Annotated in this window: 9 protein-coding genes; 4 read left to right on the forward strand and 5 right to left on the reverse strand. The window is 66.2% G+C overall.

The window, feature by feature from the left end; genetic code table 11:
- Nucleotides 1-2 precede the first annotated feature (2 nt).
- From kdpC to BW11_RS03520, 3 genes are all read left to right on the forward strand, one after another.
- On the forward strand, nucleotides 3-623 hold the full coding sequence (gene kdpC, locus BW11_RS03510; RefSeq protein ID WP_258231283.1) for a K(+)-transporting ATPase subunit C: 621 nt from the start codon (nucleotides 3-5) through the stop codon (nucleotides 621-623).
- A gap of 122 nt (nucleotides 624-745) precedes the next feature.
- On the forward strand, nucleotides 746-3634 hold the full coding sequence (locus BW11_RS03515) for an ATP-binding protein (RefSeq protein ID WP_140444694.1): 2889 nt from the start codon (nucleotides 746-748) through the stop codon (nucleotides 3632-3634).
- Nucleotides 3631-4395, forward strand: coding sequence for a response regulator transcription factor (locus BW11_RS03520; protein WP_181162479.1), 765 nt, complete (start codon nucleotides 3631-3633; stop codon nucleotides 4393-4395). The genes BW11_RS03515 and BW11_RS03520 overlap by 4 nt, the downstream gene beginning before the upstream one ends.
- Nucleotides 4396-4437: 42 nt before the next feature.
- Here the strand turns inward: BW11_RS03520 and BW11_RS03525 are convergent, their stop codons facing one another.
- Nucleotides 4438-6246 carry a bifunctional ADP-dependent NAD(P)H-hydrate dehydratase/NAD(P)H-hydrate epimerase gene (locus BW11_RS03525; protein WP_140444695.1) on the reverse strand — a complete coding sequence of 603 codons (1809 nt, stop codon included), beginning with the start codon at nucleotides 6244-6246 and terminating at the stop codon, nucleotides 4438-4440.
- A gap of 213 nt (nucleotides 6247-6459) precedes the next feature.
- On the opposite strand from BW11_RS03525, the gene BW11_RS03530 reads away from it, so the two are divergent.
- The gene (locus BW11_RS03530) at nucleotides 6460-8061 is read left to right on the forward strand and encodes an ABC-F family ATP-binding cassette domain-containing protein (RefSeq protein WP_107044684.1); all 1602 of its coding nucleotides are present in this window, start codon (nucleotides 6460-6462) and stop codon (nucleotides 8059-8061) included.
- Nucleotides 8062-8105: 44 nt separating this feature from the next.
- Here the strand turns inward: BW11_RS03530 and BW11_RS03535 are convergent, their stop codons facing one another.
- From BW11_RS03535 to BW11_RS03550, 4 genes are all read right to left on the reverse strand, one after another.
- A complete protein-coding gene (locus tag BW11_RS03535) occupies nucleotides 8106-8981 on the reverse strand; it encodes a hypothetical protein (RefSeq protein ID WP_107044685.1) in 876 nt (291 codons plus the stop codon).
- Between the two features lie 159 nt (nucleotides 8982-9140).
- Nucleotides 9141-10748 carry an ABC transporter ATP-binding protein gene (locus tag BW11_RS03540; protein ID WP_140444696.1) on the reverse strand — a complete coding sequence of 536 codons (1608 nt, stop codon included), beginning with the start codon at nucleotides 10746-10748 and terminating at the stop codon, nucleotides 9141-9143.
- Nucleotide 10749: 1 nt separating this feature from the next.
- Entirely contained in the window at nucleotides 10750-11436 is a 687-nt protein-coding gene (locus BW11_RS03545; RefSeq protein ID WP_140444697.1) for an energy-coupling factor transporter transmembrane component T, read from the reverse strand.
- Nucleotides 11436-12101: an MptD family putative ECF transporter S component gene (locus BW11_RS03550; RefSeq protein WP_258184526.1), complete on the reverse strand. Its 666-nt coding sequence runs from the start codon at nucleotides 12099-12101 to the stop codon at nucleotides 11436-11438. Before BW11_RS03550 ends, BW11_RS03545 begins: the two co-directional genes overlap by 1 nt.
- Nucleotides 12102-12145 lie beyond the last annotated feature (44 nt).

Consider the following 12145-nt stretch of genomic DNA (forward strand, 5'->3'; position numbering starts at 1 on the left):
CGATGTCACTGAACCTGCGCAGCTACTGGGCCGGATTCAAGGCAGTGATCGTCTTCACCGTCATCGTCATCGTCTACACGTTCGTGCTGACCGGCATCGGCCAGCTCGGCATGCCCGACAAGGCCAACGGCTCGATGGTCACCAACTCCCAGGGTGAGGTCGTCGGCTCGTCGCTGATCGGCCAGTCCTTCACCGACGAGAACGGCGACGCACTGCCGCAGTACTTCCAGTCCCGTCCGTCCGCGGCCTCCGACCCGAACAAGGAAGAGGACAACCAGGGCTACTATGCGGCCGCGTCGTCCGGCACCAACAAGGGCCACGCCGACGAGGACCTCATCAAGAACACGACTGAACTGCGCAAGGCCATCGCCAAGCGCGAGGGCGTGAGCGTCAAGGACGTGCCCGCCGACGCGGTGTCCGCCTCGTCCTCGGGTCTTGATCCTGAGATCAGCCCCGAATACGCGGCCATTCAGGTCAAGCGCGTCGCCAAGGAGCGCGGTCTGAGCCAGGAGAAGGTCGAGTCGCTGGTCAAGAAGTACACCACCGGCCGCGGTCTCGGCTTTATCGGCGAGTCCACCGTCAACGTGGTCAAGCTGAACCTCGCACTCGATGAGCTCAAGTAGCCATTACGAGTGATCGACATCCCTCAGGGGTGATGGCGTGAGTGTCCGACGCCGTCACCCCTGAAGGTGTTTTATAACGTATAGTCGAAGGCAACGGGACAAGGGGAAGGCGGGAAACGCATATGGCAGAGGCGCGAGGAACGTTCACGGTGCTGCTCGGCGCCGCGCCGGGCGTCGGCAAGACGTTCGCGATGCTCAAGGAGGGGCATCGTCTCAAGGACGAGGGCAAGGACGTCGTCATCGCACTGCTGGAGACGCACGGCCGCAAGAACACCGCCGAGGCGGCCTACGGACTCGAGATGGTGCCACGCAGGCATGTGCGCTATCGCGGCATGTGGCTCGACGAGATGGACCTGTTCAAGATCATCGAACGTCACCCGCAGGTCGCGCTCGTCGACGAGCTCGCCCACACCAACGTCCCCGGATCCGTCCACGAGAAGCGCTGGCAGGACGTCGAGGACCTGCTCGACGCCGGCATCGACGTCATCACCACGATCAACGTCCAGCACATCGAATCGCTCAACGACGTCGTCCGTGAGATCACCGGCAGCACGCAGAAGGAGACCGTACCCGACAAGGTGCTGCGCTCCGCCTCGCAGGTCAAGCTCGTCGACCTGCCGCCCGAGGGCCTGCGCGAGCGTCTCTCCGCGGGTCTCGTCTACAAGCCGGACCGCGTCGACGCCGCGCTGAGCAACTACTTCCGTGTGGGCAACCTCACCGCGTTGCGCGAGCTCGCGTTGCTGTGGCTCGCCGGCCGCGTCGACGAGACGCTCAATACGTATCGCACTGAGCACCACATCCGCGCCAAGTGGGAGACCCGAGAACGCGTCATCGTCGCCCTGTCCGGCGGTCCCGAGGGCGAGCAGCTGCTGCGCCGTGGCGCGCGAGTCGCCCGTGCATCCGGCGGCGGCGACCTGATCGCCGTGCACGTCACTCCCGAGGACGGTCTCGCCGGATCCAACCCCGCTCTGCTGATCAAGCAGCGCGAGCTCGTCGAGAAGCTCGGCGGCACCTATCATCAGATCGTTGGCGAGGACATCGCCGACGCCCTGCTCGATTACGCGCGCGCCAACAACGCCACGCAGGTGATCGTCGGCGTCTCCCGGCGCGGCTTCCTCGCACGGTGGTTCGGCCGTCCCTCGACCCCCAACGGGATCATCGCGAAATCCGGCGACATCGACGTCCACATCGTCACGCACACATTCGCGAACCGAGGCCTGGCGGGTCTGCGCATGCCCTCGAGGCACCAGTCGCCGATCGCCCTCGGGCGGACGGTCGCAGGTCTCGCGTTCTCCGTACTATCCGTGCCGATCGCCGCATGGGTGCTCGCGAACTTCAGCTCGGTCGACTTCGCGCAGCGTGACGCGCTCATCCTGCAGCTGCTCGTCGTGATCTCGGCGGTCATCGGCGGATTCATCCCCGCGACCGTCTCGGCCGTGCTCAGTGGACTGGTGCTCGACTTCCTCTATACGGAGCCCATAGGCACACTCCATGTGATGCGCGCCTCGGACGTGGTCACCATCATCCTGTACGTCGTGGTAGGCCTCATCGTCTCTGCTGTGGTCGACCGCGCCGACTCCCATACGCGTCAGGCGCAGCGCGCCAGCGCCGAATCGGAGATCCTGGCTTCCGTGGCGGGCTCCGTGCTGCGCAGCGACAATCCGCTCGAGGCCATCGTGCATCGTACGCGTGAGGCGTTCGGCTTCAGCTGCGTGCGCGTCGTTCAGGACGGACACGTCATCATCTCCGACGGCGAGCCGGGCACGCTGTCCGACAAGGACGGCAAGGAGAGCGTGGGCTCCCGCGACTCCATCGCCGTCGAGGAGCCGGAGACCATCGCCCATGACGACCACGGTCCGGCCCTCAAGCTCTACGGCAGGTCGGTGGAGGCCTCCGACCAGCGCATACTCATGGCCATCCTCTCCCAGATCGAGACCGTCATCGAACACAACGATCTCGAACGCAAGGCGCAGGAGATCGGCCCGCTCGCACAGGCCGAGAAGATCCGCACGGGTCTGCTCAACGCCGTCAGCCACGACCTGCGCAGGCCGCTGGCCTCCGCCACGGCCGCCGTCTCCGGCCTGCAGCGCATGGGCGACACGATGGACGAACGCGATCGCGCCGAACTGCTCTCCGTCGCCTCCAATGGTCTGAACCAGCTGACCAAGCTCGTCACCGACCTGCTGGACGTCTCGCGCATCCGCGAGGGTGCGCTGCCGTTGTCGCTCGTCGCCACCGACGTGGGGGAGGAGATCATCCCCCTGTTCGACGAGCTGGGCATCGGTCCGTGGACCGTGGACCTCGACATCGCCCCCGATCTGCCGTTGGTGGTCGCCGATCCGCCGCTGCTGCGGCGCGCACTGTCGAACGTGGTGGTCAACGCGCTGCGCTTCACCCCGAAGAACAAGCGGGTGCGCATCGCCGCCTCCGCGTTCAACGGCGTGGTCGAGATCCGCGTCGCCGATCAGGGGCCGGGCGTACCGGACGACCGCAAGAACGACATCTTCCTGCCGTTCCACCGTCTCGGGGACACGGACAACAGCACGGGCCTCGGCCTCGGCATGGCGCTGTCCAAGGGCTTCGTCGAATCGATGGGCGGCTCCATCACTCCGGAGGACACTCCGGGAGGCGGACTGACCATCGTCATCACCCTGCGCGCCGCCGACCGCGTGCTTCGCGTCGGCCAGCTGATCCCGAAGAACGAGCGTCCGGACCCGTCGGACATCCTCGAGCAGGATACGCTCAAGGTGTCCGGAGCGGTCTCGGACGTGATCCTGCCGCTGCCTGGCAAGGGCAATTCGGACGAGCGCGGGCTCGACCGGTTCATCACCTACGGCATCATGCGAGGCGGGGAGAAGGAACGCGATGACGACAAACGGGCCTCGAGCTCCGAGGCCACAGAAAAGGACGCGAATGACGCGAAGAACGGCGCCCGGCGAGCCGACCGCGGCGAGGAGACCATGAATAACACGACCGATCAGACCGATCACGGGAAAGGGAGCGACGCATGATGAAGATTCTGGTTGCCGATGACGACCCCCAATTCCTCAAGGCGCTGAAGATCACCCTGCATTCGCAGGGATACGACATCGTCACCGCACGTGACGGCGTCGAATGCATCACGGTTGCGGTCAAGGAGCATCCGGACCTGTTCGTCCTCGACCTCGGCATGCCGAGGATGGACGGTATGGGAGTGATCCAGGGCGTGCGCGGATGGACCGAGGCGCCGATCCTCGTCGTCTCCGGCCGCACCGATGCGCGCGAGAAGGTCGCCGCGCTCGATGCGGGCGCCGACGACTACGTGACCAAGCCGGTGTCGATCGACGAGCTGCTGGCCCGTATCCGAGCGCTGCTGCGCCGCGTCGCCCTCGAGGGGGCATCCGAAAGCGCGGCGCCCCTGACCCGTTTCGGTGACGTGACCGTTGACCTCAACGCCAAGGCCGTCTTCCGCGGCGGCTCGGGCAGGCAGACCCGCATCAGGCTCACGCCCACCGAATGGAAGGTGCTGGAGGTGCTGGTGCGCAACGCGGGCAAGCTGGTCACGCGTCAGGATCTGCTCACCGAGATCTGGGGAGCCCAGCACGTCAAGGACACCGGCTATCTGCGCCTGTACATCTCGCAGCTGCGCAAGAAGATCGAGCCGAACCCCGCCCATCCCCGGTATCTGAAGACCGAACCGGGGATGGGCTACCGTCTCGACATCGGCGGCACCGATGGTGTCTCCGATGCTCCCGAGACCTCCGAGGCCACTGAGCAGAGCGCCAAGGCCTAGGCGCCCTTGGCTTAAGGGGCAGGGGGCGGGATCCGGCCGGGGCTAGCCGATGAGATCGGCGATCGAATCGGGAATGGCGTCGATCACGTCCGAGGCGACGATCGGATGGCCGATCGTGTTGAACCGGGCGGTGCGCGTCATGCCGAACAGCTCCGGCGTCTGCCAGCCGTACTGTTCCGACTCGCTGGCCAGCCCCGCTGCCATGCCGTGCAGGTAGGCCGCGGCCGCGGCGGTATCGGCGACGAGCGCGGCGTCATAGGAGAGCGGAGTATCCGAGGCACCATCCAGATCATCATCCATCTGCGCGAGCAACGCGCCGGTGATGCCGGCGAGCACATCGCCGGCGCCGGCCGTCCCCAGCCATGCGGGGGCGCTGCCCGAAACCATCGGATGGCCGTCCTCGCCCACGACGATGGTCGCAGCTCCCTTGAGCAGCACCGTCGCACCGGTGCGCTCATGCGCCTCGACGGCGTATCTGAGCGGCTCGTGCTCCACCTGCTCGCGGCTCACGCCCAGCACTCGCGCCAGTTCGCCGGCATGGGGCGTGATCACCACCTGCGGCGAGACGCGGTCGGGCATGAGATCGAGCGCGCCCGCATCGACGACGATCGGCGGCATCACCCGGCAGTCCGCGGCATCGACGGCGTAGTAGGCGAGCAGCGCCGCGATCGTCTGACGCTGGATGTCCTTCAACTCGGGGTCGCCGTCATTGTCCGGCACGCCGGAGCCCACCACCCACGACTGCACGTGGCCCTTGCCGATCACGGCCTCCGGCAGGGCGTTGAGCACCATGTCCTGCGCGCGTTCCGGGCCGAGATAGCGCACCATGCCGATGTTCGTGCGCGCCGCGGCCCTCGCCGTCAGCACCGCGGCACCCGGATAGCGCGACGATCCGGTGACGAGACCCACCACGCCGCGCGAGTACTTCGCGTCCGTGACCCGCGGCAGACGGATCGCCTCGGCGGCCAGATCGCGCGACATCGCCTCTACCGACGGTTCGACGCCGTCGAGATCGAAACCGAAGTCGACCAGCGTGATACGCCCGCAGGCGAACGTCGCCGGCGGCAGTATCGCGCATGGCTTCATCGCGCCGAACATCACCGTCTCATCGGCCGGAATGTACGCGCCCGACAGCGCCCCATCGTCCACGCCGACGCCGGAGGGGGTGTCCACCGCCAGCACCAGTGGGAAATCGACATCGACGTCACGGTTCGGCAGCGCCGGACGATCCGGCAGCGGGGAGCCGTCCTCATCCTCGGCGGCATCGTCCCGGGACTGCGGGTCGTCCGCCGTCTCGTTCCTCCATGGCTTCATGCCCAGTGAGGCTGCGAGCGCCGCGGGGATGCCGCGAAGATCGCCGGCGACGCCGATGCCGGTCATCGCGTCGATGATCAGATGGGAGCGGCGCGCCAGCCGTATGGCCGCCTGCAGTCGTTCGCCGGCCTCGCCCGCGGTGAATCCGGAGGAGCATCCGGGAATCTCGGCCTCGGGGTCCAGCACCAGCACCTTGCCGCCGGCCTGCACGAATGCGGTGAAACCGGCGTCATGCAGTGCGCGTCCGGTAGCCACCGCGGTCACCTGGGCGCCCTCGTCGGCCAGTGCGGCCGCCGCGAACAGGCCGTCGCCGCCGTTGTCGCCGGAGCCCGCCAGCAGCGTGACCGCCGCGTCCTCGATGTCGACGTCCGCGTCGTCGAGCATGCGCGCGGCCACATGTGCGGCGGCGTTGGCGGCCATGCGCATCAGCGGCACGCCGTCGTCGAGCAGAGGTCGTTCCATGTCGCGCACGTCGGCGGTGGCATACGCGTTGTGCAGCAGGGTGTCGCGGCGTTCCGAATCGTTGCGGGTGTCCATGTGTGGCCTCCTTGACCATTCGATCCTTCGGGTCCAGTCTAGTCCGCATGGGGGCGGCGGGGTTCTCGCGTGTAGGGTGATGTGGGGTGTTGTTCTCGCCTTGCCGTTATAGTGGTTAGTCGGCAAAACGCCGGATGCGGCGGTATGCGCGAGACGGCAATGGGCGCGATGGTGATTCGCGATGGTGATTCCAAGGAAAGCGGCAGGTGGGGTATGGCGATCGATGCACAGGGTCTGGAGATTCAGATCGGCGCGCGCACGTTGTTGCATCCCACCGACTTCCATGTCGCCAAGGGCGACAAGATCGGTCTGGTCGGCCGCAACGGCGCCGGCAAGACGACGCTGACGCGTGTGATCACCGGTGACATGCTGCCGACGTCGGGCAAGGTGCGCGTCTCCGGCAAGCTCGGCTACCTGCCGCAGGACACGCATGCGGCCGATCCGGAGCAGACCGCGCTCGACCGCATGATGAGCGCCCGCGACATCGCGACGATCATCGACCGACTGCGCAAGGCGGAGAAGGAGATGACCGATCCGGATCCGGATGTCATGTCCAAGGCTATGAACCGCTATGACAAGGCCATGCAGGACTTCGAGAAGGCCGGCGGCTACGCGGCCCAGTCGGAGGCGGTCACCATGGCCGCGTCGCTGGGGCTTCCCCAGGGCGTCATGGAGCAGAAGCTTGGTACCCTCTCCGGTGGTCAGCGCCGTCGTATCGAGCTGGCGCGCATCCTCTACTCGGATGCCGATACGCTGATCCTCGACGAGCCCACCAACCACCTGGACGCCGATTCGATCGAATGGCTTCGCGGATACCTCAAAAAGTACGAGGGCGGATTCCTTGTCATCTCCCACTCGACCGAGCTGCTCGACGAGGTCGTCAACAAGGTGTGGCATCTCGACGCGCAGACCGGCAGCATCGACATGTATTCGCTCGGCTGGAAGGCGTATCTGCATCAGCGTGTCGTCGACGAGGAGCGTCGCCGCCGTGAGCGCGAGGTCGCCGAGAAGAAGGCCGAACGCCTCATGAAGCAGGGCATCCGCCTGCACGCCAAGGCCACGAAGGCCGTCGCCGCGCAGAACATGATGCGCCGGGCCGAGAAGCTGCTCGAGAACACCTCCGAGGCGCAGAAGGCCGAGAAGGTCGCCGACATTCGTTTCCCCGAACCCGCCCCCTGCGGCAGGACGCCGATCATGGCCAAGGACATCTCCAAGGCGTACGGGTCGAACATCGTGTTCGCCGGCGTCAATCTCGCCATCGACAAGGGTTCGCGCGTCGTCATCCTCGGCTACAACGGCGCCGGCAAGACCACCACGCTGCGCCTTCTGGCACACATCGAACAGCCGGACACCGGCTCGGTGGAGTACGGCCACGGCTGCAAGATCGGCTATTTCGCGCAGGAGCACGACACGCTCGACCTGAACGCCACGGTGCTGGAGAACCTCACGCACGTGGCCCCCGATCTCAACGACACGCAGGCCCGCTCCATTCTCGGCTCGTTCCTGTTCTCCGGCGACGATGCGTTGAAGCCCGCGCGCGTGCTCTCCGGCGGCGAGAAGACCAGGCTCGCCCTGGCCACGCTCGTCACCTCCCGCGCCAACGTGCTGCTGCTCGACGAGCCGACCAACAACCTCGACCCGGCCTCGCGCGACGAGATCCTCAAGGCGATCGCCAAGTACGAGGGCGCGATCGTGCTGGTCACCCACGATGAGGGCGCCGTCGAGGCGCTGAACCCCGAACGCGTGCTGCTCATGCCCGACGGCGACGAGGATCTGTGGAACGACTCCTACCTCGAACTGGTGGCCGAGGAGTAACGAGTAACGACCGGGCGGCCGCCGGGGGAGCAACGGCCGTCGATTCAGTCGAAGAAGCCGCTCGGACGATTCCCGTTCCGATGCGGGGTGCGATGCGTGTACGCGAACACCTCCGATTCGCTCGGTTCGGGTTGGCGCATCCAGGTGAGATCGCCGGCGACCAGCGGATCCTGCTCGTCGATGCAGGCCCGCATCGCGTCGATGTCGCGCAGCATACCCTCCTGCTCCGCGGCGTCGTCGTAGGTGCGCTGTGCGAGCGAGCATTCGACCTTGTCGAGGTAGGAGCGCTGCCGTTGCAGACGATCATGCCTCGACACGTCCTCGCATAGGGCCGCATACATCCGTTCCCGTCGGAAATCGTGTTTGGCGGCGGCCGAGCGTCTGCGCTCCTCGACCGTTCTGCGCCTGACCTCGCGGCATCTGACCATCTCCCCGGTAAGCGCGTCGAACAGGTTCGGCACACGCGTCTCCACGGGCGTGTTGACGGTGTCCTTGCTGGTCTTGAGCCGATAGTGCGCCATGTCGCTGTCCACGCGGATCGTCATCACGCCTGTGGGTGCGAACCGGGTGGAGCGCTGCGCCTTCCAGATCGGCGCGTCATCGGCCATGCGCCGATCCTCCAGCGTGCGCGTCTTGGCCTCGGTGCCCTGACGTGAACGCTCCGAAAGATGAAACGAGAGCATGTGTCCGTCCTCGGTGCCCACGACGATGTGCGGCCATGACCACCTGGCCTGTTTCGCCTTGGCGAACAGTCGTGCGCATGGTTCCCGGACGGTGAACCCCCGGTCCAGCGCATGTCCGCCGATCGTCTCGATCAACGCCGTCGATCGTCCGATCAGGTCGGCGGACACATACTGATGGTCGACGTCGCGGCCGAACAGTTCGGACCATCGGCGGATATTCTCGGCGCTCGCAGTCATGATGATTCCCTTTCCGTTCGAGGGTCTTGCGACCGGCATGCCCGCCCCCATTGGCGGGACATGCCAACCACCATCCCACGCCGGCGCCGATGACGGCAAATCCTCCTCGCCCGTATGTGCACAATCACGTCGACGATGTGCATAACGTGATGCGCGTCATCATCGCGGGTCGGACAGCATGACGATGCGGTCGCACCATCCGGCCGCCAGCTCCTCGTCATGGGTGACGACCAGCAGCGTGCGCCCGCTGTCCGCCAGACGGCGCAGCAGCCTGCCGACCTGCTCCATATGCAGCCGGTCCAGACCGCTGGTCGGCTCGTCGAGAACGATGAGATCCTTGCCGCACATGAGCGCCGAACCGATTGCCACGCGCTGCTTCTGACCGCCGGACAGGCTCATCGGGTGACGGTCGGCAAACGCCGTCAGATCCAGCTCGTCGAGGATCCCGTCGCATCGAGCCCGGGCGTCCGCGTCATCCTCGTCGAAGCCGAGCATGAGCTCCTCGCGCACCGATGCGGAGAACAGCTGATAGTTGACGTCCTGCATGACCATGAATCCCGCCCGGGTCAGCGCATGCGCGTTGGCCGCGCGCCCGTCGAGCTCGATCTGTCCACTCAATGGGCGCATCAGCCCCGTCAGCGTGCGCACCAGCGTCGTCTTGCCGGCCCCGTTGCGCCCCATCAGCCCGACGATCTGCCCGCGGTACAACGTCAGATCGTCGACGGCGCATCTGAACGGCATGCTCCGGTCCTGAACGCCACGATGATCGCGTCCGTTAGCGCGTCCTGCGCCGGCAAGACCGAAACGCAGCCCCGTGCGGCGACGGTCATGGCCGATGACCAGACCGCGCGTGCGCAGCAGCGGGGCGCCGGACGCGCCGTCGGCGCCCCGACCTGATGCCGCCTCGGATGCGACAAGCCCGCGAACCCGCTGCCGGTACGGTTCCAGATCCAATGCGCGCAACCCCATGCCGGCCACCGTATCGGGGGAGAGCGCCAGAAACTCATCCGCCGCAAACGAGCGGACGATGCGTCCGGACTTGAACACCACATACCGGTCGGCCACGCCGTTGAGCCACGCAAGACGATGCTCGGCGACCAGCACCGCCACGCCATCGGCCTTCATCCTCGCGACCAGAAGCCGCATGTCGTCGATCGCCGACGCGTCAAGATTGCTCGTAGGCTCGTCGAGCACCACCAGACGCGGCTCGAGCATGTTTGCCGCGGCCATCGCGATGCGCTGACGCTGTCCGCCGGACAGGCGCAGCACGTCACGCTCCAGCAGGTCGGTCACGCCGAAGCGCTCGGCCACGTCCGTCACGCGCCGGTTGATCTCGGCCGTCTCCATGCCCATGTTCTCGCATGGAAATGCCAGCTCGTCGGTCGAATTCGCGTTGAAGTACTGCGTCTTCGGATTCTGGAACACGCTGCCCGTCAACGGCGTCAGACGGTCGATCGGCACCTGCGTCGTATCGAGACCGCACGTCAGACACGATCCCGTGAACACGCCATGGAAGAACGAGGGGATCAACCCATTGGCCACACGGGTCAGTGTCGTCTTGCCGCAGCCGCTCCCGCCACACAGCACCACGCACTCGCCCGGGGCAAGACGCAGCGATGCATCATCCAATGCCGGCGACGATACGGTCTGTCGTACATCGGCGGACGCATCCGCCGGCACCTCTGCGGCATCGGCGGCGTCACCGACATCGTAGCGAAACGACACCTCGCGCACGTCGAGCGCCGTTCTCGAAACGACATCGGCCATTTCAGATCACCCCCGCGATATCCAGAGCAAGCGGCAGCGTCGCCGCCGACATCATCATCCAATCGGCCGCGCGCATGCGGATTGCCGTACGCGACGTATGCGCGCCCTCACGTCCAAGCCCCTTCGTCAGCGCCGCCACCGACAGATCCTGCGCCACCGTCGTGGCGTTCATCAGCAACGGCACCACCACGTACTCCAGCGACTGCGCAGGATGGCGGATCCACGCGAACGCGCCCGAGGCGATGCCCCGCAACGCCATCGCCTCGCGGATGCGCCGATAATCCGGCAGGATCGTCGGAAAGAAGCGGATGATCACCACGCACGGGATCACCACCGTCTCCGGCACGCGCATACGACGCATCGCACACACGAACGCGCTCGCCGACGTGGTCGTGAACGCGTACGCGCCCGTCATGAAGCACGGCAGCATCATCGAGACGCCAACAGCCAGCGCCGCGACGACATGCAGCTGCGGGACGCCCATCGCATCCGGGTCGAGCATGCCGAGTGCGGTGAGAGCCGCATACAGCACGGCGAATCGTGCGGCCATGCGCAGACGTCCCGCGGCCGCCAGCGGCGTCAGGAACAGGACGACCATGACGATCTGCGTGGCGAGCCCCACGTGGAAGAACAGCATGAGGTTCGCGAGCAGCAGCAAGTAGAGTTTCGCGCGCGGGTCGAGCCCCATCAGGCGATGCCGGCCTTGACGAAGTGCTTTCTCATCAGACGCTGTCCGAACCATCCGCCGATCAGCGCGCACACGAGGATCGCGACCATCGCCAGCACGAACGTGCCCATGTTGATGTTCGCGAACACGCCGTCGATGTACGCCGCGTCCTTGCCGCGCGCCTCGAGGCTCGCCACGTACGCGTCCCTCATGAACCACAGCGGCAGGATCGGGCCGGTCAGACCGTACGAGAACACGACGTAGGAGACCAGAAGCAGCACCTTGTTGCGGTATGCGCCGGCCCGTGCGATGAGGTCGGCGGCCAGCGGGAAGACGATGCTCGCGACGAACGAGAGCGCGAAATGGCCGGAGACGAACAGGAACAGGCCGATCACCAGACCCATCACCGTGATGCCGCCGAACTTGCGCAGGCGAGCGTCGAGCAGCATGAACACGGGGCCGGAGATCAGGGCCGCGATGGCGGGCAGGAAGATCGAACCGAAGCCTCCGGTGAACAGCGTGCTGACCAGCGTGGCGACGCACACCATCACGAAATACAGTGCGGAGAACACGCCGATCGTGATGAGATCGGCGGTGGCGAGCCTCCTCTTTGCTTGGGTGTCGGGAGCTTCGGCTTCGGAGGACGGGGTCGTGGGGGTGGTGACGGGGGCATTCGGTGCTGTCAAGACTGTTCTTCCGTTTCCTGTGATTCCTGTACTTCGCATCGTCC

Source organism: Bifidobacterium sp. UTCIF-38 (genome assembly GCF_006454495.1).
Lineage (GTDB): Bacteria > Actinomycetota > Actinomycetes > Actinomycetales > Bifidobacteriaceae > Bifidobacterium > Bifidobacterium callitrichos.